The sequence below is a fragment of the Sediminicola sp. YIK13 genome (genome assembly GCF_001430825.1).
Lineage (GTDB): Bacteria > Bacteroidota > Bacteroidia > Flavobacteriales > Flavobacteriaceae > Sediminicola.
Map to the genome: position 1 here is coordinate 1,976,952 of NZ_CP010535.1, position 26,057 is coordinate 2,003,008.

Genomic DNA, 26,057 nt, shown 5'->3' on the forward strand with positions numbered 1-26,057 from the left:
ATTAGTCCTTGCCTTCTTCGGGTGAGGACTTTTTAAAATGATAAGTAATCTTTACCGAGGCCTCCTCTGTATGGTTCTGCTCCTCTTCCCTTTCAATAAAATTTCCATCGGCATCAAAATGCCTCAAAAAGGGGTCTTCCTCTTCATTAAAATCATCACGCTCCCAATCATATTTTTTTAGCGGTGGAGTCCTTACCTTCATCAGAATGGCAAGGAAGAGTCCGGCAATAAATCCTCCCAAGTGTCCTTCCCAAGAGATTCCATCTTCGATAGGAAATATGTACCATAACAATCCGCCGTAAATAAAAACCACCACTAGGGATAAGGCCACTAAACGATAATGCTTTGTAAATATCCCCTTGAAAAATATAAAACTTGCCAATACATAGATCATTCCACTAATCCCGATATGATAGGATGGCCTCCCAATGGCCCAAGTGACCAATCCAGAAATGAGTATACCCCAAAGCAATACCTTCCAATAAATGTCTTTGTAAAAATAGACCAATGCCCCCAAAAGAATGGCGATAGGAATGGTATTGTTGTATAAATGCTCTACCGAACCATGGATGAACGGACTTAGAAATATCCCTTTCAATCCGCTCAGAGTCCTAGGGAAGACTCCTAAATGGCTCCAATTGACCTGAAGTCTCAATTCCAGTAAAAAAACCAACCATATGGTCAATACCACAAACATTGGCACTACCAATACCGCGTTTGAAAATTTAAAATACCTATCCTCGGACATGCCTGCAATTTAAAGCTAAACCAACAATTTTACGACCAAAAATATAAAACCTGATAAATTGTCATCAAGATAATTGTTATACTTTTGACGCTATGAATGAACCATTAGCAGAACGTGTACGCCCTAAAACCTTGGAAGATTATGTCAGCCAGCATCATTTGGTTGGTGAAAAAGGTACACTAACGCAACAAATAAAAAAAGGGATTCTGCCTTCCCTGATCTTATGGGGCCCTCCTGGCACAGGTAAAACAACCTTGGCAAATATCATTGCAAATACCAGTGGACGTCCATTTTATTCCCTTAGTGCCATTAGCAGTGGTGTAAAGGACATTAGGGATGTTATTGACAAGGCCAAACAGAGTGGAGGCTTGTTCACCACCAAAAACCCCATTCTTTTTATTGATGAAATACACCGTTTCAGCAAATCTCAGCAAGACTCTCTTTTGGGGGCCGTTGAAAAGGGGTGGGTTACCCTTATTGGCGCCACCACCGAGAATCCAAGCTTTGAGGTAATTCCTGCCTTACTCTCCAGGTGCCAAATTTATATCTTAAATCCGTTTGGAAAGCAAGATCTGGAGGCCTTGCTCCATAGGGCCATGAAACAGGACGAATACCTAAAGAAGAAAGACATTGTCCTAAAGGAAACCGAGGCCCTCTTGAAATTATCGGGTGGCGATGGAAGAAAATTGTTGAACATTTTTGAATTGGTCATTTCCTCCGAAAGTGGAGATAAAATAACGATCACCAACGACCTGGTTCTGAGTAAGGTTCAAAAGAACACCGTGCTCTACGACAAGACGGGCGAACAGCACTACGACATCATATCTGCCTTCATAAAATCTATCCGTGGGAGTGATCCCAACGGAGCTGTTTACTGGTTGGCAAGAATGATAGAAGGTGGGGAAGATGTAAAGTTTATCGCCAGACGCATGCTCATTGCCGCTTCTGAAGATATTGGCAACGCGAATCCAACAGCCTTGGTCATGGCTAACACTACCTTTCAAGCAGTCACTACCATTGGTTATCCCGAAGCTAGGATTTTACTGAGTCAATGTGCCATATATTTGGCGACCTCCCCTAAGAGCAATGCGAGCTATATGGCCATCAACAAGGCCCAGCAACTCGTTAAGGAAACAGGTGATCTATCCGTTCCCATAGGTTTGCGAAATGCGCCCACTAAATTGATGAAGGATTTAGGGTATGGAAAAGAGTACAAGTATGCCCATGATTATCAGAACAACTTCGTGGAGGAGGAATTTCTCCCGGATAGTATCAAAGGAACCTCATTTTATAAACCCGGGAATAACCAGCGGGAAAATGCGTTAAAAGAATTCCTGAAAAACAGGTGGAAAAGCAAATATGAATTTTAGAATTTAATATTCAATTCATCAACAACTACTTTGCCGTCTTTATTATACTCAAAATACCACTTATTGTTCCTTTTGTAGACCACTCCGTTAAGATCCAAGGATTCTGCAATGAAGACCCCCTCTAAGGTGCTCTTCAACATTTTCAAGATAACCTTTGGTGAGGCATCTACCAGTTGATACCCGTTGTTAATCACCTGGGCATACAGTACGGTTGGAGGCACTATTGGGCCTTTCTTTAAAGCTTTTTTAGAGGCGTCTCCCTCTTGGTTGACTACTTGTGGCGCCATTTCTGTCACCTCCCCTTTCTTCCCTGTATTATCTTCAACCGAAACGGCAGCATCTGGTTTATTAGCATCCGACTCATTAAGCTGCTTCACATCATTTTTATAACTGATCCTCACAGGAGCCTCTTGTTCTTCTTTTGGCGAATACTTATAATCAAGTCCCTTAAAAGAACCAAAAGCATCCCTTATAGCTTCCTTGTAGGCCTCCTTATAATCTTTTTCCTTACTGGTGCCCTCTTTGGTCTCAAAGACAACTTTGGATTGGCAATCTTTTAAGATCAATGATAATTTTGTTGTGAACATACTTGAGTCATCCTTTAATCCCACGACTACACCTAGACAACGATCCCTATTCAGATCATCCGGTAGTGCATCTTCATAAACGGCATTATATCCGTTTTCTACGAACAGAAATTTGATCAATGTACTGGTCTGATATTGGTTTACATTTCTAAAACCATCAAACTTTTTAGGGACAATGATATACTTATATTGATTGAGATCTGCTTGAGCATTTCCCAAAAAAAGTGTAAAAAGTAATACTGTAAAAAGTGAGATTTTCATAAGTGGCTTGCCATCAATTTCTGCCCCAAGATATAATATTTAATCCGAATTGGAAAGAGGCATATTGACTGGCATATACATTCCTATACCCCAAAAGATTATCTGCCATGGCATAAAGCTCAACTGGGCCGGCCTGCATGCTCATGCCCAATCCAATATTGGTGAAGGAAAATTTATCTACCGTATAGGTGGTTTTTAGTGCCAGGAAGTTTCCAAATTTATGCATATAAAAAGCGGTAAGTGCCGCTTGTGGACCTCTTGGCCTGTTGATCATATACAGTTGTCCGCCCACGCTATTGGAATACTCTGGCAGTCTTCCTTTTAAGCCACCCCCATTTGAGGTACATTCACAATCTTCTTCTGAGGTTAATGGTTTCCCAAAATTATAGCGTATAGAGGCGTTGAGTTTTGTAGGTCTAAAATTAATATAACTGTCCCTATTATCTTCAAAAGGAACAAGACCCTCTATCTCATCTACGAGATCTTGCCAAAAATCCCTATTGGGATCTGCTAGTGCTTCCGGAAGTATGATAGAAATACCTTCGTTTGTCGCACTTCCTTTCAGGGTATAATTCTTGACATCTTTGGTATGCCTTATAAAGCCGATATCCAAAAGACTTCCGGTCACCAAGGTTTTGTTATTGAGTCGGTATGTAAATCCGATATCCAGACCCAAACCTAAATCGCCCCCAAAAAGGGCTCTTTTAATAATCGTTTGAGACACCCCTTGGTCTTCTTCTACAAGACCGTCGATACCTGATGTCCTGAGCGTCATATCTGCGTCGAGCGTGTTTGCAAGTAGATTGTTTTGACCCGGATTGGTTACAAAATAACCAGAATTATTGGTAGAGCTAATATCAAAAATACCTGAATACAATTTCCCCCTAACTCCAACCCTAAGGGTATTGCTTAATTTTCGGTTGAGGCCAAAATGAAAAACATTGACGACTTCTCCGCGAACCTTCAAATGGTCCAAATTAAACCTATTACCAATATAATTGGCATTGCCCTCGAATCCCAAAATCGCCAAATCTTGAGGCCAGTAGGTTATCATATCCTCCTCCAAATACATCCCGAAGGAATAAAAATCATCGGGCCTATTTTTACTTCTAAATCCTACATTTAGGAATTCCACCTGTATCGTTTCACTGATCTCATCCCTAAAATCCATGCCAAAAACAGCTCTTTCCCTTACTTTTGTAGTGATGTCAACGCCATCATTTGCGAAAATATCATTGACTGAAATACCACTGGTTCCGGCATATGCAGAAATACCTGAAAGCATGGGGACACCACTATACCATTGATAGTTTGCCCTAGCTCCCGGATTCAGCATCAAGGCCTGTGGCACTGCCATAAAATCGTATAGCAATTGTTTATTTTGGGCCAATATGGAAGAGGAGCACAAAAGAAGAAAAACTACAATTTGTTTTTGTAATCTCATCCAAGTTCAACCTTAAAGGACCCACTGGAACGCAGTATTATTTTGGGCTCAGATTCACTGGAAACACTGGTGTCGTCGCTTAGATTCTGTGCGCTCACTCTGATGGCAGAGGTATTTTTTATTATATCGATGCTCCTACCACCCGGGCCATAGGCGATTTCCACTCTTTTTATAAATACTGGAGGTGCGGGTTCCACTAATATGGGCTCCGTGTCCAGCACATTACCGTTTTCATCCAATAATTCTATAATGACCTGTAGTGATTTACTTGTAGAATTTTCTATCTCATAGGTAAGGACACCGCTAAGAACACCATCGGCAAAAAAATCTTCTGCAAAGGCATCAAAATTGAATTCCTCCGAATAGAACTCCCCTGGTACCACAGCATTAATTTGGTCCTCAGCCGCTTCCATGTACAATATACTGGAGGTAATCGTTGGGGTGATGCTCAGGTCGTCCAATTGGTTGAAATCCTGTTCTTGCATACATGAACTGCATAGTGCAATCAACATAAATAGGAAGACGAAGTACTTCATTATTACTCTAATTTTATGAATCTTTAGACACCACATCTAGTGGCGGTTACCTAAATGATACTACTTCTACAACTCTATAAATAGGATTTTATTTCATTAAGATCATTTATCATGTCACAATAGTCATGTTTTTTATCATTGTGAACATTAAAATGTAGTGCATGAAGCCCCATGGCCCTAGCTCCCATAATGTCTGCCTCCAAACTGTCCCCTATCATAATAGACTTCTCCGGGGCAACATTTGCCTTTTGGAGAGCCAATTGGTAAATTATAGGATCTGGTTTCTTTACCCCGGCCATTTCTGAATCAATGATCTGATCAAAATAGCCATGAATGTTGGAATTTTTTAATTTTTTTTCCTGAATTTCCTGGAAGCCATTGGTAATGATGTGGAGTTTATATTTTGGTTTTAGATAGTCCAAGATATCCACGGTATTGGGAAACAAATGGGTAAAAGAGGACAAATGTTCAATATATTGCTCAGAAAGAACATGGATGGTTTCATCAGATATGGTAAAACCCAATGAATCAAAGGTCTGCTTTAACCGTTGGTACCGCAAATCTTCCTTAATAATTTTTCCGTCCCTGTATAGTTTCCAAAACTCCAAGTTAAGAGGGATATAAACCCTCAAAAAATCGTTCAAATCAACGCCTACCCTATTGGCCTGTAATATTCTTTCAAAGGTTAGCGCGGAATTCTTTTCAAAATCCCAAAGGGTGTGGTCCAAATCGAAAAAAACGTCGGTTACAATATCTTTAAACATAACACTTCTTTAAAACTGTACTATATAAATCTATCCAATCTATTTTACTCTCGCCCCCAAGCAATTCATTGGAAAAAACACTGATAAGCTCTCCTTTAACCTCTTTGGTCTCCTTATACAAGAAGGCTATCTTTTCCATGATCTCTTCCTTATCCTTATATTTCATCAAAGCATAATCGTGAACTGCAAATGGATGCACTTTAATGGGCTGTTGCAATTCCAAAGTAATATCATAAAAGAAAAAAGGCGTACAGGTACCTGCCCTGAACCCAATTTCGTGGGTATATCCCATGGTGTAATCATCGGTGAATTCTGTTTCCACCAGATTGCGATAGGTTGTTGGAATATCCACTCTGTTATACCGCATCCTAGAAGCATTAATTGGCCTATTGATTACCTGTGACAACTGTTTTTTCTCCTCCTTTAATAAGGCAATATTGTCAAAGGAGCTATACGAGGCACCCAAGGCAACTATACTGTAGTCGGCCACCGATTTTATCAAATACCTAAATCTGTTGCTATTTGGCGATACATTTTTATCATACGTGGAATATTCAGCAAATTGGAAAAAGAACATGCTGCCTACCCCATAATTTTTATGAAGTTCTATAAGACTGGAGAAATTATCATAAGGATCCAATCCTGGATTAAGCCAAACCATAAAACGCTCTGCCACACGTTTAAATTTTAAGGAACCTAAATCCAAAACCAAACCAGCAAGACTTCTAACAAAACCCCTATGAGCGTAACAATGGGAGGTAGTAACATCTATAAGGGATGTATAAGAAAACCCCCTTTCTTCCACCTCCATATTGGGAAACCTCTCCTTTAATTCCTTGAGCAGCTGGAAGGCCCAAATATCGACCACAGGCCTTTCCAAAAAATCATTTTGATAGGCCAAACTTTCTGTGGGAGGAAACCTTCCATGCATGTCTTTTACATGGGGCAAATATTCTTCGTACCTGGATATCAGATAAAAACTAGCAGCGAAAATATCAAAAGGAATATTACTGCGGTCCCCGGTAACGAAAAAACAGGGCACACCATCCCATTCCCCTATTTTAAATTGTAGGTCATTTATCCCCTGTTCGAAAAGAAGATCATTGCTTCGAACAAAAAACTCATTTTGCAAAGGTTGTTTGGTATAGGTTATTTTTGGACCGGTATGTTTGATAAAATCTTCTACCTTGGTAGTAAACACAACTTCAATCCCTAGAATACGAGTAAAAATATGCTTCATGATGTAGGTGAAGCGGGAAGTAATTTTATGGGTATAAATCAACAACATAGTTTCCTATAATTCCAAGTATAATAATTTCCGAACATTATTTATAGCATGGCGTTATCCGCAAAGCTAAAATAATCTTGCTGGGTAATGATCACATGATCCAAAACTTTTATATCCAAAGCCTCCGCAGCTAATTTTAGTTTACTGGTCACCTGCTTATCAGCTTCACTTGGTCTTAACGTGCCCGATGGATGATTATGTGCCAATATCAGACCCACTGCACCCAGTTCCAGTGCCTGTTTCAGCACTAAGCGCACATCCACCAAAGTACCAGTGATCCCTCCTTTGCTCAAAAGAGCGGAGAGCATCACTTTATTTGCATTGTTCAGGTATACAATCCAAAACTCCTCATGGGGAAGTTCCCCCATCATTGGTTGCAACAGTTCGAACACGCTATTACTACTTGTTATCTTAGTAATCTTCTGTGCTGCTTCCCCTCTTCTTCTCCTACCTATTTCAAGGGCTGCTGCTATGGTTACAGCTTTGGCTTCCCCAATCCCCTTAAACTGCATTAACTGTTTTATGGAAAGTTTTCCCAGTTCGTTCAGGTTATTGTTGGCCGATGCCAATATCCTTTTTGCAAGTTCTACAGCACTTTCATTTCTTCCACCTGTTCCTATCAAAATTGCAATCAGTTCAGCATCTGAAAGAACGGATTTACCCTTATGCACCAATTTTTCTCTAGGTTTGTCATCATTGGACCAATGCTTAATAGAGAAATAAGTCGATTTTTCTTGCATCTGTTAAAGATAGCAAACAAAATAGTCCAAAATGATATCCTAGAAAAAAATCTATTCCCAGCCTATAACCAGCGTCGCTCTCAATTGTCCATAAGGCCTTTTACCTCATCGAAATCCAATCCCCCATAATTCCCGGAACTCATAAGTAGGAGTACGGAATCATCAAAATTTTGTCGGAACAGGAATTCTTTGAAAGAAAGTGCATCGGTATAAATTTTAAGATCGGTTCTTTCAAATGCCGCTGCTATTTGGTCCTTGGTCACTTCCTCCAGTTGTTTGATCTTAACAGATTCAGGAGAATAAAAAACCACGGCCTCGTCAGCAAACTCCAGTGCCCCTTTATATTCCTTTAAAAATTCCGCATTCAAACTGCTATATGTATGCAGTTCCAGACAAGCCAAGAGCTTTTTGTCTTTATACTGCTCCTTGACAGCCCTTGTTGTTGCCGCTACCTTACTTGGCGAATGGGCAAAATCCTTGTACGCTATGCTACTTCTTCCTTCCCCTATTTTTTCCAACCGTTTGGAGGCGCCTTTAAAGGTGGCTATTGCCTCATAAAAGTCGGCCTCATCAATCCCCATATTTTGACATATCCACTTGGCTCCTGCCAAATTGCTAAGGTTGTGCTTTCCAAATACCCCTATAGGCATTGGCCCCTCTTCGGTCTCCAATAGGGTCTCACCATTTTCCACAGTATAAGCAGGTGTTTCATAGGGCAATTTCCGAATGGAGTTCTCAGAAGCTTCCACTACTCTCTTTACCTCGGAATCTTCTATGTTATAGGTGATGCTTCCTCCTTTGACGATACTGTCCACGAATATCTGAAACTGCTCCACGTAGTTCTCATAGGTAGGGAATACATTGATATGGTCCCATGCAATTCCACTTAGTAAAGCAATATTGGGCTTGTACAAATGGAACTTGGGTCTTCTATCTATGGGAGAAGACAAATACTCATCCCCTTCCAAAACTATAAAATCATTTTCTTCTGTTAAATGCACCATTCGGTCAAAGCCCTCCAATTGAGCGCCCACCATATAATCAACTTGCCTATCGTGATAATCCAAAACGTGTAGAATCATGGAGGTAATGGTTGTTTTGCCATGGCTGCCACCTATGACTACCCTAGTTTTATGCTTGGATTGCTCATATAAAAATTCAGGATAGGAATAGATCTTCAAACCCATATCTTGGGCCTTTAGCAATTCGGGATTATTTGGTTTGGCGTGCATTCCCAAAATAACGGCATCCAATCCTTGGTGGATATTCTCAGGATACCAACCAAAAGCTTTGGGCAAGAGACCTTTGGCTTCCAACCTCCCTTTGGAAGGTTCAAATATTACGTCATCGCTCCCGGTAATGACATAGCCTTTATGGTGTAGGGCCAGCGCCAGATTGTGCATGGCACTTCCGCCAATTGCTATAAAATGAATGTGCATTTAATCAATTTTAAAAAGGTAAAGATAAGGATTGCACAAGCCTAATAAAATATAAATCATCCGTTTTTGAACTACACCCAACACCTTTTTTAAGGGACCCCGAATATTGAATATTGCTTATATTCGAAGAAAGAACAAGAACATATGCATATTAAATTAAAAGATGTAGCTCCAAAAGAAATAATGCCGGGATATCACGGAAAACTGGTTCATACACAAAACATGAGCATAGCCTTTTGGGAGGTTGAAAAAGGGGCAGAGGTTCCTGAACACTCCCATATGAATGAACAGGTAATGCAGGTATTGGAAGGTAGCTTTGAATTTACTTTAGACGGCAAGACCCAGGTTTATGGGCCAGGGGATCTAGTGATCATTGCCCCTCATATACCCCATAGTGGCAAGGCCCTTACCGAATGTAAGTTGATCGATACTTTTAGCCCAACAAGAGAAGAATACAAATAACCATGAAGATATCTTTAATTGGAAAGAAGGCTTTGGTTGGCGGCAGCAGCCAAGGCATAGGTAAGGCCATAGGCCAGCAACTTGCTGCTAGTGGTGCGAGTGTTACGCTAATGGCGCGAAGTGGGGATAAATTGAAAGATATCATTTCCCATTTGCCAACGGACCACGGGCAATACCATCAATACCTGGAGGTTGACTTTACCGACTTCAATTCCTACAAGGAAACTATTGAGAAATATTTTAAGAATAATACCGTGGATATCCTTGTAAACAATACGCAAGGTCCCGCCTCGGGAGGGGCCATGGAAAAAAAAGTTGAAGATTACCAAACTGCTTTTGATTTGTTGTTCAAAACAGTGGTCTATACCTCGGAACTTGCTTTAAAGGGAATGATAGACAATAAATATGGACGGATCATCAATATCTCCTCCGTTTCTGTAAAAGAGCCTTTATCCTACCTGGTTCTGAGCAATTCTATAAGGGCTGCAGTGACCACGTGGGCCAAAACACTGGCTGCTGATGTTGGCCAATATGGTATCACTGTCAATAGTACCCTTACAGGTTATTTTGATACTAAAAGACTAAAAAATCTTAATAGTGCCAAAGCGAAGTCGTTTGGAATTCCCTTGGAAGAGGTGAACCAACAAATGCTCAAAAATGTTCCCATAGGCAGATTTGGGGATCCGAAGGAGTATGGATATCTGGTAGCCTTTTTAGCTTCTGAACAAGGATCGTTTATAACAGGAACCAATATCCCCATTGATGGAGGAATGTTAAAATCACTCTAGATTATTCATGGGTACCGCCAAATCAAACTAAAAGTCCCATAGGTATTGGGGCTTTTCTTTTTTAAGCTCTCATTTTGGTACTCTATTTGCAAATAACATTGTAGTACTACGTGCGGATACCTATTTTTTGATGGCCATTCCTTAATGTGCCTGACATACTTGAAAATCCATTTTTGTTCCTAAATTTATGTATATGAAACACTTAGCTTTTTTCCTTCCTTTTCTCCTATGTATCCAAATGGGCCATGGGCAAATTAATGGGAACACTTCGTATGACTCCCTATGGAAGGAAGTATCCCAACTGGAAGAAAAATCCTTGACAAAATCCGCCTTGGAGGTAGTAAAGACCATATCCAAAAAAGCTAAAAAAGAACAAAATTCACCTCAGACAATTAAGGCATTATTGTATTCTTCCAAATACTTGATGGTACTGGAAGAGGAATCGCAATTGACCATTATAAATGAATTTAAAAGTGAGATTACCCAAGCCGCCACGCCCACAAGGAACATATTAGAGAGCTATCTGGCCAACCTGTATTGGCAATATTATCAACAAAACCGCTTTGAGTTCTACAATCGGACAAAGACAGAAAGCAAGGTAGACCCAATGGATTTTAGGACCTGGGACGTGAGCACCTTATTTGAAGAAATAAGCATTCATTTTGAACGCTCCCTTGAAAACAAGGAAGCACTGCAAAAATTGGATATCAATCTTTTTAAGGATATTCTCAATCAGCAAAAGGATTCCCGGGCATACAGACCCACCCTATATGATGTTTTGGCCCATACCGCATTAGATTTTTACAAGACCAGTGAAAATGGAATCACGAAGCCTTCGTATAAATTTGAACTGGATAACGCAGAGTATTTTACCCCAGCATTAGAATTCAGTGCCCTACCCTTAATTGAAATAGATAGCAGCTCACTTCAATTAAAGGCTTTGAAACTATATCAGGAACTTTTAAAATTCCATCAAAAAGACCCTTCCCCCTTAGCATTGGCAGATGTGGATTTAGAACGCCTGCACTTTATAAAACAATACAGCATCATTGAAGAGACAGACCAATTCTATTTGGACGCCTTAAAAAATAGTGCCAAAACTTATGAGGACGAGGTGGCAGCTTTATACAATTATGAAATTGCGGCATTATATGATCAATGGGCGAACAACTACGATCCAAATACCGATGTAAGCCAACAATGGAAGCGGAAAGAGGCATTGGAAATCTGTAATGCCATTATAGAAAAATATCCAAAAAGCAGGGCTTCTGAAAATTCCTTGGTCTTAAAAACACAAATTCTATCCAAGAACCTTCAATTAAGAGCTGAAAGTCATCTGCAAATAAATCTACCATCGCGAATCTTGGTCAACTACAAAAATATAGATGGGCTAAAACTTACCGCCCATATTATTAAGGAGGAAGAAAAAGCCCAATTGGAGAAAATTTATCCCATAGAAAATCAAATTGCCTTTATAAAAAAACTGCCGGTTGCCAAACAATGGACAGGAACACTTAAAAACGTTGGAGACTATCAGAATCACAGCACAGAAATATTGCTACCTACATTACCGAATGGCTCATACACGCTCCTTGCCGAAAATGATGCTACATTTGCCTTTCAAACAGTACAGGCAACTGACCTCGCCATTGTACAAACAAGGGGGGCAAATGAACAGATGTTCCAGGTCATTAACAGAACCAACGGATTTCCAATTTCAGGCGCCCAGGTTACTTTCAGTTATCAAACAAATTACAACGGACCTTTAAAGAAACACAACTATGTCACAGATAAACAAGGCTTCATCAGCGTTCAGCTTTCGGGTGATAGATGGACAAATGTTACAATAACTGTTAGGTCCAAAGAGGATCATGCCACATTTGGAACGTATTTTATATCCAAAAAGACGGACATCAAAAATCCTCCACAGTTTAATTATTTCTCTTCTATTTTTCTGGATCGTAGCATTTACCGGCCAGGCCAAGTAGTCTTTTTTAAGGGAATCGTGATTCAAAAAAACAGCGTGTCCACTTTGGTTTTAAACAACACAAAAGTTGTAGCAACTCTCCTCAATGCCAATAATCAGGAAGTAGGTAGGCAGGAATACAAAACCAATGATTATGGTTCCTTTAATGGGCAGTTCATTTTGCCCAATTTCGGTCTTACCGGGGAATATTCATTGGTCATAAACTCCGAGGAAGTTAATTTAAGCGGACAATCCAATTTTTCTGTGGAGGAATATAAGCGCCCAAAATTTAAAACCAGTATTGATCCGTTAACGGAAACCTATAAAGTAAATGACAGTATTCTTTTAACCGGAACTGCCACGGCCTTTGCCGGCAGTTCCATTACCAATGCCAAGGTTAATTATGCGGTGCGCAGGGTTGTTCAATATCCAATATGGTATTATTGGAGTCGCCCATATGTAAAAAGTACTGCCCAAGAAATTGCACATGGGGAGACGATCACCGATGAAGATGGTTCGTATGAAATTAAGTTCAAGGCAATTCCGGATAGTAGTATTCCAGAGAAAGATCTACCCATTTTCACCTATGAAGTCACGGTGGATGTAACGGATATCAACGGAGAAACCCATAGTACTTCAAAAATAGTAGCTGTAGGCTACCATTCCCTCTTGGCGAAAATAAAGGTTGCGAACAGGTTGGATATATCTAAAAGAGTTCAATCCATCGAAATTAGCACTACCAATCTCAACGGCCAAGAGGTTCCCGCAAAGGGCACCCTTAAAATATATAAATTAAAGGGTCCAGAGAACATCCTCAGAGAACGGCCATGGCCGGCTCCAGAATTTTCCTCCTTTTCAAAAGAGGAGTTTAAGACCCTATTTCCCCACGACTCATATTCCAATGAAGAAGATCCAACAAACTGGGAAAAGGGAGCTTTGGTCTGGCAAGCTGAGTTTAATACGGAAAAAATAGACAAAATAGACTTGGGCCAAATCAAATCGTGGGAACCTGGCAGGTATAGCATTGAACTGGAATCTAAGGATCGATTTGGCAAGACCGTAAAAGATGTGGTGCATACTACGGCCTTTTCCAGAAAGGACAGAAAATTAGCGGATAATCAATTATTCGATCTCAAAACTGATAAGGATTCCTACGCTTTAGGAGAAACAGCAAAACTTACTTTGGCCACAAGCGCAAAATCCCTCAAGGTGACCTTATTTATTGAAAAAGATAAAAAAAATATAAAAACGATTGTAATACCACTATCCAACAATAGCAAAACTATTTCAATTCCAATTGGGGAAACCGATTTGGGTGGCTTTGCCATTCGCTATAGCTTTTCTGCCTTTAATGGGTTTGTCACTGGAACCCAAAGCATAAGTGTGCCCTACCCATCTGCCCAATTGGATGTGGAGACCATTACTTTCAGGGATAAGTTGGCCCCTGGTGCCGAGGAAACTTGGAGCTTTACAATTAAAGGACCAAAAGGAGAAAAAGTGGCTGCCGAAGTTTTGGCCAGTATGTACGATGCTTCTTTGGATTCCTTTAGGGAACACAATTGGCATTTCTACCCAAAAGAAAAGTCTTCCTATCATTCCATTTACAACTCAAATGCTTATCAAAGCTTTGGAACCGTATATTTCAATACTAAAATAGATCAAATAGATAGCCCCAAGATTAGTCTTCAAGGATATGACTCCTTCAATTGGTTCAACTTTTATTTTGGAACCGGAAATAGAATGTACAGAACTGAAATGATGATGAAGAATTCTGGACCAATTGCCGTGCAAGATTCAGATGTTCTCCAAGAACAAGCTATGGAAGCAATTACTCCAAATCCCATAATTACGGACGAGGCCCTTGCTGGGAATGATAACACTGAATCAGTAAAAGAACAGGTCCAGATTCGGAGAAACCTTCAAGAAACTGCTTTTTTCTTTCCTCATTTAATGACGGATCCAGAAGGCAACGTTACTTTTAGTTTCCTAACCCCAGAAGCCCTTACACAATGGAAACTTCAGTTATTGGCGCATACGTCTACCTTGGAGAGTACCGTGAAGACCTTTGAAGCCCTGACCCAAAAGGAACTCATGGTAACACCCAATATTCCGAGGTTTTTTAGAGAAGGGGATACCATCACCATAAGTAGTAAAATAAGCAATCTCACAGATCGTCAGTTAACTGGTAAGGCCACTATTCTTTTGGAGGATGCCCTAACAGGGAAGAATATTACCAATGGTCTACTGTTATCTTCAGTTGAAACTAGCACATCTGACACGAAGGAATTTAAGGTAGTATCCAAAAACAATACACAGGTATCTTGGACAATTACAATTCCAAAAAACCTCCAGGCTGTCCAATACACTGTCATTGCCAAAGCTGGAGATTTTAGCGATGGCGAGCAGAATACCCTTCCCGTTCTTACCAATAGAATGTTGGTGACAGAAACCATGCCCATGTGGGTCAGTGGTAGTAATTCCAAAACATTTACGCTGGACAAGCTTAAGGAAGCTACCTCAGCCACGAGGAACAACCATAAGCTAACCCTGGAAATCACCTCCAATCCCACCTGGTATGCGGTTCAGGCACTCCCTTATCTAATGGAGTATCCACATGAAAGTAACGAGCAGATATTCTCTAGGTTTTATGCAAATACCCTAGCCAATCATATCACAAAATCAAATCCGAAAATCAAATCTGTTTTTGAACAATGGGCAAAATCCGACGCCCTAGTGAGCGGTCTAGAAAAGAATCAGGCTCTGAAATCTATTTTAATTCAGGAAACCCCTTGGCTACGAGATGCCCAATCGGAAACAGAACAGAAAAAAAGGATAGCCCTTTTATTCAATAGTAATCATGTGGCCCAGGAACAGCAATTGGCATTGAATAAACTTCTAAACAACCAAATGTCAAACGGGGCATGGGCCTGGTTTCATGGAGGTCCTTCCAATAGGTATATCACCCAACACATATTGGCTGGAATAGGGCGTTTAAGGCAACTAAATACCGGACTTTCCGGTGAGAATGCCAGACTACTTGAAGAAAGAGCTCTTGGCTATCTAGATAGGGAATTTATAGCCGAATTTGAAGAGATGAAAAAACGTACGGATAATATCAATAGGGATCATCTCAGTGCAATACAGCTACATTACCTATATATACGCAGCCTTTTCAAGGACCAACCCGCATCTAAGAAAGTTCAAGAGGCTCAACAGTACTACTTAGGTCAGGCAAGGAAGTATTGGTCCAAGAAAAGCTTATTTGAAAAAGGACTGTTAGCGCTTGTATTCCATATGCAGGATATGGCATCCGAAGCCAAGAAAATAATACAATCCCTAGTGGAGAACAGTATCATAAACCGAGAATTGGGCATGTATTGGAAGGAGAACACGGCTTCGTGGTATTGGTATCAATCTCCCATAGAAACACAAGCGCTCATGATCGAGGCTTTTACCGAGATAGGCAGCACGGACCCATTGCATCAACAGAACATAGAGCATCTCAAAATATGGTTATTAAAAAACAAGCAGACCAATAACTGGCAAACCACAAAGGCCACTGCAGACGCCATATACGCTTTATTGCTAGAAGGCAACGATTGGCTTTCCATAACCGATGCGATGGATGTGCGTTTAGGTGGCGACAGAATAGGACCATGGAACCCAGATAGTCCTAAAAAGGAACAAATCCCTATTGAAGCCGGTAGTGGATATTACCGTACCTCCTGGAACGGAAATGAAATTAAGCCAGAAATGGCCGAAGTACAGTTGAGCAAAAAAGGGAAGGGCGTAGCCTGGGGCGCTTTGTATTGGCAGTATTTTGAGGATTTGGATAAGATAACCCCTTCAAAATCCCCTTTACAACTGGAAAAAAAATTGTTCCTAAAAAGGAATACAGATTTAGGGGAAGAACTCCAAGAAATCACCGAAGATACCCCGTTGAATGTTGGTGATCTAGTCAGAACCAGAATTGTAGTAAAGGTTGACCGAAAAATGGAGTTTATCCATCTCAAAGATATGAGAGCTGCAGGATTGGAGCCTATAAACGTTATATCCCAATACAAATGGCAAGATGGATTGGGTTATTATGAAAGTACCAAAGACGCAGCCACGAATTTCTTTTTTGATATCCTACCAAAAGGTGTTTATGTCTTTGAGTACGACTTAAGGGTGAACAACACTGGTGTTTTCAGTAATGGGATTACAACCATTCAAAGTATGTATGCCCCCGAATTTAGTAGCCATAGCGAAGGGGCCATAATTCACATCACGGAGAAATAGTTGTGAAATTCGTAATATGTTATCGATTTTTTTCATAAATTAACATATAACTAATACATAAACAGCCAATTATGAATCCAAAAATTTTCTTGGTCCTGCGTATTGCGTTTGGACTCTTCCTAATCGTATTCGGATCGAATAAATTATTTCATTTTATGCCCATGGGACAAATGTCCGAAGCGGCAAATGAGTATTTCTCCGCCTTGATGAGTACCAACACCCTTAACATGGTTGCCTTGGTAGAAATACTTGCAGGCCTTTCTTTATTGGCCAACAAGTTTGGGGCACTGATGATGATCATTCTAATGACCATTTCCGTCAATGCCATTTTATTTAATGCGTTCTTGGAGCCCAGCTCCATAGGCCCGGCATTAATTCTACTTCTACTAAATATTATTATGCTTTATTTTTATAAAGATCGCTACAAGGATATTATTAGGCCTTAAGTAAAATTTCGGTATCAAAAAAGGTGGACATATATTACTATGTGTCCACCTTTTTTATTATGTCCGCTTCTCAAAATACCGTTAATATGGCATTGTTAGAGCCGTGTTTGTTAGTTTTTAGTGCCCGGAGGATATTTGGAAAACACTTTATCCACAACTTGTTTTAATTTGGCCTCCCTTGCTCCAGGGGAAAGGTTCTCCTTAAAGGAGCTTTCACTTATGGCCTGCCAAAACAATTGATCCTTTTGGCTATCCACAAAATCGAACTGAATAACACGCTCCAAATCTGGCTGGCCTAATGGCAAACCTATAGATATTCCTCCTCCGACATTTCTACCAGTTCCGCCAACCCCAACACCCACATTGTTGTTTCTGGGCCCACGGACGGAGCTGCTGGTGATATTGATAAAAAATTCTGGTTCCTCGGCAAGCAACATTCCTTTAACTTGCATAATGGAGTCTATGGCATCCAATAAACGTTTGGTGTCTAACTGAGTCAACCCGGTTTTCATATCCGGATAGTAATTGTAGGTGGTATAACTGGAATAATCTGTATCCTTATCGTAATCATAATTGACTCTTACAGCATTACACGATGCTAAAAGTATAACCGCCAAAATGCTTATGAAATTTCTCATCATTCGGTTTTTCATAAAAATACTTAAAAATGGGAAGGCAATTAAATATTCAATTATTTAATCGTTCAACATCGCCCAGAGCCTATCCTTGAGCTCTACGATGCCCTGCTGTGCCACAGAAGAAATAAACATATAGGGCGTTCCTTTAAGATCTTTGTCGAGCTCTACCCGCATTTCTGCCTTTAGTTCCTCATCCAGCATATCACTTTTAGAAATGACCACCAATCGTTCCTTGTCCAAAAGCTCCTCGTTGTACCTGCGAAGCTCATCCAACAAAATCTCATATTCCTTACTAATGTCCTTGCTATCGGCAGGAATCAAAAATAATAAGGTGGCATTCCGTTCTATATGTCTCAGGAAATAATGTCCAAGCCCCTTACCTTCTGCTGCTCCTTCTATAATTCCGGGAATATCCGCCATTACAAAACTTTGAAAGTCCCTATATTCCACTATTCCCAAATTAGGCTTTAGCGTAGTAAATTCGTAATCGGCAATTTTTGGTTTGGCCGATGTGATAACGGAAAGTAAGGTAGATTTACCTGCATTGGGAAAACCTACAAGGCCTACATCGGCCAATACTTTCATTTCCAAGGTTATCTGTCTCTCCTCACCGGGTTTGCCAGGTTGCGCGTATCTAGGTGTTTGATTGGTAGAAGATCTAAAGTGCCAGTTTCCAAGGCCACCCATTCCACCTTCTACAATGATTTTTTCCTCTCCATCTTCAGTAATCTCGAATAAAATTTCATTGGACTCTGTATCGCGTACCACAGTACCCAAAGGAACATCTACATATACATCTTGCCCATCGGCACCAAAACTTCTGTTTTTACTTCCGTGCTCCCCGTGACCCGCTTTAAAATGTTTTTTAAATTTAAAGTGAACCAACGTCCAAAGGTTTTTATTGCCCCTAAGGATTACATGTCCACCTCTTCCTCCATCACCACCATCGGGACCACCTTTGGTTATAAATTTCTCACGGTGTAAATGCGCAGAGCCTTTGCCCCCATTTCCGGAAGAAACATATGCTTTAACATAATCAACAAAATTACCTTCAGTCATTTTTACAATTTAACGGTTTGCAGAAGTTCCTTAAGACATCCCATAATTGAGAAAGCCAATCTAGAAACAAACCTTATAATTTATCTATTACCGCTTTTAAGCGTTCTGTAATATCCGCGATGGCTCCAATACCATTAACGCTATGAAATTTCCCCTTAGACTCGTAATATTGCTTTAAAGGCGCGGTCTTTTGGTTGTACTCATCAAATCTGTTACGGATCTTGTCCTCATCCTGATCATCTGGTCTTCCACTAACCTGTCCTCTCTCCAAAAGACGCTGAATCAATACTTCATCATTCGCTTCCAGCGCTATTGTTGCATTGATCTTCATATCCTTGGTATCCAAAAAATTGTCCAGCGCTTCTGCTTGTGCAGTCGTTCTTGGGAATCCATCGAATATAAATCCAGATGCTTCAGGATTTTTCTCTACTTCATCCTGCAACATTTTAATCGTAACCTCGTCCGGCACAAGATCACCTTTATCCATATAAGATTTGGCAAGTTGTCCCAGAGGGGTATCATTTTTAATATTGTAACGGAACACATCACCGGTAGAAATATGCTTTAAGTTATAAGTGTCCCTTAGAAATGCAGCTTGGGTGCCCTTTCCGGCCCCTGGTTTTCCGAACAATACTATGTTGATCATATATTTTTGGTTTAATTGGTATACTTCTTTTAAATTTCTTCCCAATTCATTGTAATCCAATCCGTACCCAACGATAAACTTATCGGGGATTTCCATACCTACATAGTCAATGGTATACTCCCCATTGTAAACGGATGGTTTATAAAAAAGGGTGGCTATCTTAAATTCCTTGACATTGGCGTTGGCAAACAAATGCACCAGTTTTTGCAAGGTTCGGCCGGTATCTATGATATCTTCTAAAATGACAACTACCCTTCCTTCAATATTCTCCGGCACATCCAACAAGGTCTCTACTATTCCCGTGGAGGTGAGACCGCTGTAAGAGCTCAACTTCACAAAGGACACCTCACATGGGTGCTCATAATGCTTTAAAACATCCGAAACAAACATAAAAGAACCATTAAGTACGCCTACAAAAATGGGTACTTGATCCTTATAATCTGCTGCAACGGCATGAGCCACCTTTTTAACAGCAGTTTCTATTTCCTCTTTGGTCAGAAATGGTTTAAAATATTTGTCGTGGAGCTTTATCACCGCCATTAATTTAATGAGATGCCAAAGATAACATTTTGATTTCTCTTTTTAAGATGCGCAAGGCTGTTTTAAGATTTAAATGTATTTTTGTTACACTATTTGTATTCGATTATCCATAAGACTAAAGAATAATCCATGAACTATTTTTCTTCCGATTTCAAACTGGGTATCCTGGGAGGTGGCCAATTAGGAAAAATGATGCTTTACGAGACCCGTAAGTTCGATATCCACACCAAAGTACTGGACCCTTCGAAGGAGGCGCCCTGTAAAATATCCTGCAATGAGTTTCAACAAGGAGACCTCATGGATTACGATACCGTTTACAATTTCGGAAAAAAGGTGGATGTTCTTACTATTGAGATCGAGAATATCAACTTGGATGCATTAGAGCAGTTGGAAGAGGAGGGCATCAAGGTATATCCGCCATCACAAACATTGCGCACCATTCAGAACAAAGCAACGCAGAAGCTTTTTTATGTAGATCATGACATCCCTACGGCCGCTTTCAGCAGATTTGCCCACACTAGTGAAATTGAGGACAGTATTAGCAATGGCGGGATGGAATTTCCCTTTGTATGGAAATGCACCAAATTTGGTTATGATGGTCAAGGGGTGAAAGTAGTAAGAAGCCTAAAAGACTTGGATGGTTTGCCCAACGTGGAATGCATTGCGGAAAAAATGATCCCTTTTAAAAATGAACTTGCCGTGATAGTGGTTAGAAATCCTAGCGGACAAGTGGTCACCTACCCTGTTGTGGAAATGGAATTTCACCCAGAGGCCAACCAAGTGGAATATGTGATTTGTCCTGCAAGGATTGATGAGAAAGTAGCAGAAAAAGCAAATAAAATCGCCTTAAAAGTTTCAGAAAAAATGAAACATATAGGGGTATTGGCCGTAGAAATGTTTCAAACCAAGGACGATCAGATCTTGGTCAACGAAGTGGCCCCTAGGCCGCATAATAGCGGACATTACAGTATTGAAGCCAGCTATACCAATCAATTTGAGCAACATATACGCGCAATTTTAGACCTCCCATTAGGGAACACAGCGAGCAAAGTAGCCGGTATAATGGTAAATTTGGTGGGCGCTGAGGGACATACTGGAAATGTAGTCTATGATAACATTGAGGAAATCCTTAAAATGGAAGGGGTTACGCCACATATATATGGAAAAAAACAAACTAGGCCCTTTAGGAAAATGGGACATGTGACCATAGTGAACAACGATATTGCTAAGGCAAGAAAAATAGCCGAGCAGGTAAAAGAGACCATCAAAGTAATAAGTGAATAAAAAAATTATACGACTATGAGTAAAGTGGCAGTGGTTATGGGAAGCACAAGTGATCTTCCCGTTATGCAGGAAGCAGTGGATATTTTAGTAGGTTTTGATATACAGGTAGATGTTGATATCGTTTCCGCCCACCGTACTCCCGAAAAACTATTTGACTTTAGTATGAATGCCCATAAAAATGGCTATTCCGTTATCATTGCCGGTGCTGGTGGTGCCGCCCATCTCCCGGGCATGGTAGCTTCTATGTCACCTTTGCCCGTTATTGGCGTTCCCGTGAAGAGCAGCAATTCTATTGATGGATGGGATTCCATTCTGTCCATCCTACAAATGCCTGGTGGGGTACCGGTAGCCACTGTAGCCCTGAACGGAGCCAAAAATGCAGGCATCCTTGCCGCCCAGATTATTGGAAGCAGTGATAAATGCGTCCTGGACAAAATATTGCTCTACAAGGAAGGGTTGAAACAAAAAGTAATACAGGGAGCAGAAGAAGTACGTAAAAAATAGCCTCCGGGAGGAAATGACCAACAATTGATTGGTGCGCTCCAAATTAATGCCTCCTCATTCACAACACATTACAACATCAATTAAAATTGAATAAGAACACATTATGAACAACCCCTTATTGACACCTTTTGATACGGCTCCTTTTTCCAAAATAAAGAATGAACATTTTATGCCTGCTTTCTTGGAGTCTATGGCTCAAGCCCGACAGGAAATAGACCTTATCGCGAACGCGAGTTCTGCTCCTACATTCGAAAACACAATTGCAGCCTTGGATTTTGCAGGCCAACAATTGGATCGGGTATCAAGTGTGTTTTTCAATTTAAATTCAGCGGAGACCAATCCTGAAATTCAAAAAATCGCACAGGAGGTTTCCCCGCTCCTATCAGAGCTTAGCAATGACATCATGCTCAATGAAACCCTTTTTAAAAGGGTCAAGGTCGTCTATGAACAAAAGGATGACCTAAACCTGACCAAAGAGGAATACACCCTCTTGGACAAAAAGTATAAAAGTTTTAGCAGAAACGGCGCCAATTTGCCAGATGACAAAAAAATACGGCTTCGTGAAATTGATGCAGAGCTTTCCAAATTAAAGCTACAATTTGGGGAAAACATCCTTGCCGAGACCAATAAATATGAAATGCACCTTACCGATGAGTCCGACATGGATGGTCTTCCGGAAGGCGAAAAAGAGGCTGCAGCACAGTTGGCAAAATCAAAAGACAAAGAAGGTTGGTTGATCACCTTAGATTACCCTAGCTATATTCCCTTCATGAAATACGCAAAAAAAAGGGCGTTGAGAAAAGAACTTTCCATAGCATTTGGCAGCAAAGGATTTCATAGTGACGAACTGGACAACCAAGACAACATTAAGAGGATTGCCAGGCTCCGTTATGAGCGTGCAAAATTATTGGGATATAAGACCCATGCCCATTTTGTCCTAGAGGAGAGAATGGCAGAAACCCCTGAAAAAGTTCATGAGTTCCTAAATGAACTATTGGAAAAGGCAAAACCGGCTGCAGAGAGAGAATTTGAAGAATTGGAAAACTTTGCCAAGGAATTGGATCAGATAGATAGGTTGGAAAAGTGGGACAGTGCTTATTATTCTGAAAAATTAAGGCAGAAACTGTTTAATTTGGACGATGAGAAACTGAAGCCATATTTTAAATTAGAAAACGTTATTGCAGGGGTTTTCAAAGTAGCAGAAAAATTATATGGATTGCAATTTGAGGAAGTATTTGATATTGACAAGTACCACTCGGATGTGAAAACCTATCGCATATTTGACGAGCATAATAATTTGGTCTCCCTCTTCTATGCGGATTTTCATCCACGAGCCGGAAAACGTGGAGGAGCCTGGATGACTTCCTTTAAGTCACAATATGTGCAAAATGGCGTTAATGAAAGACCACATATTTCGAATGTGTGCAATTTCACGAAACCAACGGCCAGCAAGCCCTCCTTATTGACCTTTAATGAAGTGACTACCCTTTTTCATGAGTTTGGTCACGGACTTCACGGAATGTTGGCCAATACGGTTTATCCTGGGTTATCGGGTACCTCGGTTTATTGGGATTTTGTAGAACTACCAAGCCAGATCTTGGAGAACTGGTGCTATGAAAAAGAGGCTTTGAAACTATTTGCAACACACTACGATACTGGGGATTTGATCCCTATGGAAATGGTCGAAAAAATTAAGGAATCCTCTACCTTTCAAGAAGGGATGGCGACCTTGCGCCAATTGAGCTTCGCTCTTTTGGACATGTCTTGGCACGGAACAGATCCTACCAATATTACTGACGTAAAGGAACAGGAAAAAGAGGCGTTTAAGGACACCGACCTATTTCCCGATATGCCGGAGACCTGTATGAGTACCTCCTTTGCACATATATTTCAAGGCGGATATTCCTCTGGCTACTACAGCTACAAATGGGCAGAAGTACTAGATGCGGACGCCTTTGCCTATTTTAAGGAAAAAGGCATATTCAACAAGGAAGTGGCCACTAAGTTCAAAGAACATATCCTATCTAAGGGAGGAACGGAAAATCCAATGGATCTCTATAAGCGTTTTAGGGGTGCCGAGCCAAAAATTGAGGCCCTGTTGGAAAGGGCAGGATTAATTTAAGAAATAAAAAAACCTGCAAGACCTAAATCCTTGCAGGTTTTTTTAAATAGCTAACTTGTTCCTTCAAGGTTTCCTTTTCTGCAAAAAGGCATCATATCCTCCGGATAGGTTGGTCACATTCTTATAACCATGGGCCATCAACCATTCGGCAGCTTTTAAACTACGACCACCAACCTTGCAGTACACATAAACTGGTTGGTCTTTGGATACGGCTTCAAACTGTTTGGCAAAAGTATCTCCCATCCAATTGATATTTTTTGCATTCTTTAAATGGCCAGCTTCAAATTCAGACGGTGTTCTTACATCGACCAAAACAACTGAAACCAATTGATTTTCTAACAACGAGGTAATAGGAATTGTTTTTATTTGGGCCATTCCAAATTGAACAATTGCAAATAAAAGAATTGAGAATATGCTTTTCATAGGATAAAACAGTTTAAACAAAAATAATACTTAATGTTCAAAAAAAAATAAATTACATTTGGTATGAGCAAAAAATGATATGACAACTCACGTATTACAGCCCGAAATATGGGTGGATCAATATGCCGACTACCTTTTTAATTATGCCGTTTCCCGCGTAAGCGATGCTGAAATAGCGAAAGATCTGGTACAGGAAACCTTTTTTGCCGGATTAAAATCAGCCAAGAACTATAAAGGTGATGCTGCCGAGCGCACATGGCTGATCGCGATATTAAAAAGAAAAGTAATTGACCATTATCGCAAAATAAACTCCAATAAGGGAAAAGCAGAGGTACGTATGACCTATAACTCCAGTACAGAAACGGACGGTGACTGGCTAGAGGAGCAGGTAGCCGATCCCATGAGTATATTGGAAAATAGTGATATAGAAAACGAAGAGTTGGGAATGGCCATACAAGACTGTATTTCCAAATTACCTAAAAAACAATCTTTGGTGTTCACCATGAAAACTGTGCAGGGGATGAGTACTGAAGATATTTGTAATGAGTTGGATATTAATCCGTCTAACCTTTGGGTGATGATACACAGGGCCAGAACAACCCTTATGGATTGCCTTAATCAAAATTGGTTTTAAATTATGATTTCTTGCCAAGAAGCAGCGGTAATATGCAACAAAGCACAGTATAGAGAAGCTAAGTTTTTAGAGATCCTAAGACTTAAGTTCCACATCCTAATGTGCAAGACTTGCTCGAAATATACGAAGAAGAACACCAAGCTTACCTCCCTATGTGAACAGGCTCGTTTAAATGCCCTTTCAGAGAAGGACAAATTGGACATGAAGGAAAAGCTATATCCAAAAAGCAAACAAGAGTAAGAATAGCAACCAAAAGATTGGCATAGCCTCAACCCAAAAGGAAGAAAAATAAGTAGATTGTTTTTTTCTGGTAAACAACATTAAAAGCCCCAGCATAAAGAGACCCATGCCCTTAGACAGGGCATCCAGATTAGATATATGGTCCTTTAAAAAAAGGAACCAAAAAAAAAGAAAGGCTCCAAATGTGCCTATCATCTTGGTCCTTAAATAGCCAATTAGCTGAGGTAAAGTCTTCAAATCAGGCCCATCGTATTTCAAATCTCTAATCTCAAAGGGCACCATTAGCACCAAAACGAACAAAAATCGCTGTACTCCTTCCACCCACACATCCCAAGTTAGCTCTCCTGAGACAGCAAGAACTGGCAAATGCACGGTAGCCCCTGCCCAAACAACTGCTACGACAACAATTTTAAAACCTCCAAGGCTTCTCAGATTTCTAGCTTTAGGCAAAACCGGTATGGCATAAAGGGTCGTTAATAATACCAATACGACAATACACTTCCATGCCTCTAAGTTTAAAAACCATGCGTGGTAGATGGCAATAAAAAAAGAAATAAAGCTAAATATCTGTATGTTCTTATGGTAGCTATTGGCAACAAGGAGGTATTTTTTGGCCTCAACACCATATTTGACAAAGTTATAACCGACAATTGTGCCAAAAAAAAGAAATATGGCCAGATTGCGATCCAAGGAAATGTTTAAGATTAAACAAGTCACCATCGCCATAGCAAAAACAGCTAGCGCCACATGGACACTCGCATCCAAATAAAAGTCAAAAACTCGCTTAGGCCAATTCATTGAACAAAACTAATTAAACTGTCTACAAGATTGATTTTTAGTTAAAAAC

At 40.3% G+C, this 26,057-nt stretch carries 22 protein-coding genes; 9 read left to right on the forward strand and 13 right to left on the reverse strand.

Annotated features, from left to right (window positions below; genetic code table 11):
- Position 1 precedes the first annotated feature (1 nt).
- Entirely contained in the window at positions 2-748 is a 747-nt protein-coding gene (locus SB49_RS08865) for a rhomboid family intramembrane serine protease (RefSeq protein ID WP_062055789.1), read from the reverse strand.
- Between the two features lie 92 nt (positions 749-840).
- On the opposite strand from SB49_RS08865, the gene SB49_RS08870 reads away from it, so the two are divergent.
- Positions 841-2,118: a replication-associated recombination protein A gene (locus SB49_RS08870; protein ID WP_062055791.1), complete on the forward strand. Its 1,278-nt coding sequence runs from the start codon at positions 841-843 to the stop codon at positions 2,116-2,118.
- Here the strand turns inward: SB49_RS08870 and SB49_RS08875 are convergent.
- From SB49_RS08875 to SB49_RS08905, 7 genes are all read right to left on the reverse strand, one after another.
- Entirely contained in the window at positions 2,115-2,966 is an 852-nt protein-coding gene (locus tag SB49_RS08875; RefSeq protein WP_062055793.1) for a hypothetical protein, read from the reverse strand. The genes SB49_RS08870 and SB49_RS08875 overlap by 4 nt on opposite strands.
- A gap of 13 nt (positions 2,967-2,979) precedes the next feature.
- Positions 2,980-4,410, reverse strand: a complete 1,431-nt coding sequence (locus SB49_RS08880) for a DUF5723 family protein (RefSeq protein ID WP_062055795.1) — start codon at positions 4,408-4,410, stop codon at positions 2,980-2,982.
- A complete protein-coding gene (locus SB49_RS08885) occupies positions 4,407-4,946 on the reverse strand; it encodes a hypothetical protein (protein WP_062055797.1) in 540 nt (179 codons plus the stop codon). Before SB49_RS08885 ends, SB49_RS08880 begins: the two co-directional genes overlap by 4 nt.
- A gap of 74 nt (positions 4,947-5,020) precedes the next feature.
- Complete coding sequence (locus tag SB49_RS08890; RefSeq protein WP_062055799.1) at positions 5,021-5,710, reverse strand: YjjG family noncanonical pyrimidine nucleotidase; 690 nt, start codon at positions 5,708-5,710, stop codon at positions 5,021-5,023.
- Positions 5,703-6,998: a polysaccharide deacetylase family protein gene (locus SB49_RS08895; protein ID WP_062055801.1), complete on the reverse strand. Its 1,296-nt coding sequence runs from the start codon at positions 6,996-6,998 to the stop codon at positions 5,703-5,705. Before SB49_RS08895 ends, SB49_RS08890 begins: the two co-directional genes overlap by 8 nt.
- Before the next feature lie 41 nt (positions 6,999-7,039).
- On the reverse strand, positions 7,040-7,738 hold the full coding sequence (gene radC, locus SB49_RS08900; RefSeq protein WP_062055803.1) for a RadC family protein: 699 nt from the start codon (positions 7,736-7,738) through the stop codon (positions 7,040-7,042).
- A gap of 80 nt (positions 7,739-7,818) precedes the next feature.
- Complete coding sequence (locus tag SB49_RS08905; protein WP_062055805.1) at positions 7,819-9,177, reverse strand: UDP-N-acetylmuramate--L-alanine ligase; 1,359 nt, start codon at positions 9,175-9,177, stop codon at positions 7,819-7,821.
- Positions 9,178-9,321: 144 nt separating this feature from the next.
- Between SB49_RS08905 and SB49_RS08910 the strand changes: the two genes are divergently transcribed.
- The 4 genes from SB49_RS08910 (at position 9,322) to SB49_RS08925 (ending at position 17,120) form a co-directional block, all read left to right on the forward strand.
- Complete coding sequence (locus SB49_RS08910; protein ID WP_062055807.1) at positions 9,322-9,639, forward strand: cupin domain-containing protein; 318 nt, start codon at positions 9,322-9,324, stop codon at positions 9,637-9,639.
- 2 nt (positions 9,640-9,641) lie between these two features.
- Positions 9,642-10,427, forward strand: a complete 786-nt coding sequence (locus SB49_RS08915) for an SDR family oxidoreductase (RefSeq protein ID WP_062055809.1) — start codon at positions 9,642-9,644, stop codon at positions 10,425-10,427.
- 193 nt (positions 10,428-10,620) lie between these two features.
- Entirely contained in the window at positions 10,621-16,674 is a 6,054-nt protein-coding gene (locus SB49_RS08920; RefSeq protein ID WP_235537725.1) for an alpha-2-macroglobulin family protein, read from the forward strand.
- Between the two features lie 71 nt (positions 16,675-16,745).
- A complete protein-coding gene (locus SB49_RS08925) occupies positions 16,746-17,120 on the forward strand; it encodes a DoxX family membrane protein (protein WP_062055811.1) in 375 nt (124 codons plus the stop codon).
- A gap of 110 nt (positions 17,121-17,230) precedes the next feature.
- Here SB49_RS08925 and SB49_RS08930 read toward each other — a convergent pair whose 3' ends face one another.
- From SB49_RS08930 to SB49_RS15885, 3 genes are all read right to left on the reverse strand, one after another.
- On the reverse strand, positions 17,231-17,761 hold the full coding sequence (locus tag SB49_RS08930; RefSeq protein WP_335337868.1) for a DUF4136 domain-containing protein: 531 nt from the start codon (positions 17,759-17,761) through the stop codon (positions 17,231-17,233).
- A gap of 54 nt (positions 17,762-17,815) precedes the next feature.
- Positions 17,816-18,817, reverse strand: a complete 1,002-nt coding sequence (gene obgE / locus SB49_RS08935) for a GTPase ObgE (protein ID WP_062055814.1) — start codon at positions 18,815-18,817, stop codon at positions 17,816-17,818.
- 73 nt (positions 18,818-18,890) lie between these two features.
- Positions 18,891-19,997 carry an adenylate kinase gene (locus SB49_RS15885; protein ID WP_082591158.1) on the reverse strand — a complete coding sequence of 369 codons (1,107 nt, stop codon included), beginning with the start codon at positions 19,995-19,997 and terminating at the stop codon, positions 18,891-18,893.
- 135 nt (positions 19,998-20,132) lie between these two features.
- Here SB49_RS15885 and SB49_RS08945 point away from each other — a divergent pair, with 135 nt between their 5' ends.
- The 3 genes from SB49_RS08945 (at position 20,133) to SB49_RS08955 (ending at position 23,913) form a co-directional block, all read left to right on the forward strand.
- Positions 20,133-21,287, forward strand: a complete 1,155-nt coding sequence (locus tag SB49_RS08945; RefSeq protein ID WP_062055816.1) for a 5-(carboxyamino)imidazole ribonucleotide synthase — start codon at positions 20,133-20,135, stop codon at positions 21,285-21,287.
- A gap of 15 nt (positions 21,288-21,302) precedes the next feature.
- The gene (gene purE, locus SB49_RS08950) at positions 21,303-21,791 is read left to right on the forward strand and encodes a 5-(carboxyamino)imidazole ribonucleotide mutase (protein ID WP_062055818.1); all 489 of its coding nucleotides are present in this window, start codon (positions 21,303-21,305) and stop codon (positions 21,789-21,791) included.
- A 103-nt stretch (positions 21,792-21,894) separates the two neighbouring features.
- On the forward strand, positions 21,895-23,913 hold the full coding sequence (locus SB49_RS08955) for a M3 family metallopeptidase (protein ID WP_062055820.1): 2,019 nt from the start codon (positions 21,895-21,897) through the stop codon (positions 23,911-23,913).
- 63 nt (positions 23,914-23,976) lie between these two features.
- On the opposite strand, the gene SB49_RS08960 is transcribed toward SB49_RS08955, so the two are convergent.
- Positions 23,977-24,336 carry a rhodanese-like domain-containing protein gene (locus SB49_RS08960; RefSeq protein ID WP_062055822.1) on the reverse strand — a complete coding sequence of 120 codons (360 nt, stop codon included), beginning with the start codon at positions 24,334-24,336 and terminating at the stop codon, positions 23,977-23,979.
- Positions 24,337-24,415: 79 nt separating this feature from the next.
- Between SB49_RS08960 and SB49_RS08965 the strand changes: the two genes are divergently transcribed.
- Positions 24,416-24,970 carry a sigma-70 family RNA polymerase sigma factor gene (locus SB49_RS08965; protein WP_062055825.1) on the forward strand — a complete coding sequence of 185 codons (555 nt, stop codon included), beginning with the start codon at positions 24,416-24,418 and terminating at the stop codon, positions 24,968-24,970.
- Between the two features lie 213 nt (positions 24,971-25,183).
- On the opposite strand, the gene SB49_RS08975 is transcribed toward SB49_RS08965, so the two are convergent.
- Positions 25,184-26,008 (reverse strand): hypothetical protein, encoded by an 825-nt coding sequence (locus SB49_RS08975; protein ID WP_062055829.1) that lies wholly within the window; start codon positions 26,006-26,008, stop codon positions 25,184-25,186.
- Positions 26,009-26,057: the final 49 nt, after the last annotated feature.

What these genes read in the sequence shown, in the direction of transcription:
- SB49_RS08890 (WP_062055799.1), bottom strand. Translation starts at nt 5,710, where the DNA reads ATGTTTAAAGATATTGTAACCGACGTTTTTTTCGATTTGGACCACACC.
- obgE (WP_062055814.1), bottom strand. Translation starts at nt 18,817, where the DNA reads ATGACTGAAGGTAATTTTGTTGATTATGTTAAAGCATATGTTTCTTCC.
- SB49_RS08960 (WP_062055822.1), bottom strand. Translation starts at nt 24,336, where the DNA reads ATGAAAAGCATATTCTCAATTCTTTTATTTGCAATTGTTCAATTTGGA.
- SB49_RS08880 (WP_062055795.1), bottom strand. Translation starts at nt 4,410, where the DNA reads ATGAGATTACAAAAACAAATTGTAGTTTTTCTTCTTTTGTGCTCCTCT.
- SB49_RS08885 (WP_062055797.1), bottom strand. Translation starts at nt 4,946, where the DNA reads ATGAAGTACTTCGTCTTCCTATTTATGTTGATTGCACTATGCAGTTCA.
- SB49_RS08965 (WP_062055825.1), top strand. Translation starts at nt 24,416, where the DNA reads ATGACAACTCACGTATTACAGCCCGAAATATGGGTGGATCAATATGCC.
- SB49_RS08915 (WP_062055809.1), top strand. Translation starts at nt 9,642, where the DNA reads ATGAAGATATCTTTAATTGGAAAGAAGGCTTTGGTTGGCGGCAGCAGC.
- SB49_RS08910 (WP_062055807.1), top strand. Translation starts at nt 9,322, where the DNA reads ATGCATATTAAATTAAAAGATGTAGCTCCAAAAGAAATAATGCCGGGA.
- radC (WP_062055803.1), bottom strand. Translation starts at nt 7,738, where the DNA reads ATGCAAGAAAAATCGACTTATTTCTCTATTAAGCATTGGTCCAATGAT.
- SB49_RS08930 (WP_335337868.1), bottom strand. Translation starts at nt 17,761, where the DNA reads ATGATGAGAAATTTCATAAGCATTTTGGCGGTTATACTTTTAGCATCG.
- SB49_RS08920 (WP_235537725.1), top strand. Translation starts at nt 10,621, where the DNA reads ATGAAACACTTAGCTTTTTTCCTTCCTTTTCTCCTATGTATCCAAATG.
- SB49_RS08870 (WP_062055791.1), top strand. Translation starts at nt 841, where the DNA reads ATGAATGAACCATTAGCAGAACGTGTACGCCCTAAAACCTTGGAAGAT.
- SB49_RS08975 (WP_062055829.1), bottom strand. Translation starts at nt 26,008, where the DNA reads ATGAATTGGCCTAAGCGAGTTTTTGACTTTTATTTGGATGCGAGTGTC.
- SB49_RS08875 (WP_062055793.1), bottom strand. Translation starts at nt 2,966, where the DNA reads ATGAAAATCTCACTTTTTACAGTATTACTTTTTACACTTTTTTTGGGA.
- SB49_RS08925 (WP_062055811.1), top strand. Translation starts at nt 16,746, where the DNA reads ATGAATCCAAAAATTTTCTTGGTCCTGCGTATTGCGTTTGGACTCTTC.
- SB49_RS08895 (WP_062055801.1), bottom strand. Translation starts at nt 6,998, where the DNA reads ATGTTGTTGATTTATACCCATAAAATTACTTCCCGCTTCACCTACATC.
- SB49_RS08905 (WP_062055805.1), bottom strand. Translation starts at nt 9,177, where the DNA reads ATGCACATTCATTTTATAGCAATTGGCGGAAGTGCCATGCACAATCTG.
- SB49_RS08955 (WP_062055820.1), top strand. Translation starts at nt 21,895, where the DNA reads ATGAACAACCCCTTATTGACACCTTTTGATACGGCTCCTTTTTCCAAA.
- SB49_RS08865 (WP_062055789.1), bottom strand. Translation starts at nt 748, where the DNA reads ATGTCCGAGGATAGGTATTTTAAATTTTCAAACGCGGTATTGGTAGTG.
- SB49_RS08945 (WP_062055816.1), top strand. Translation starts at nt 20,133, where the DNA reads ATGAACTATTTTTCTTCCGATTTCAAACTGGGTATCCTGGGAGGTGGC.
- purE (WP_062055818.1), top strand. Translation starts at nt 21,303, where the DNA reads ATGAGTAAAGTGGCAGTGGTTATGGGAAGCACAAGTGATCTTCCCGTT.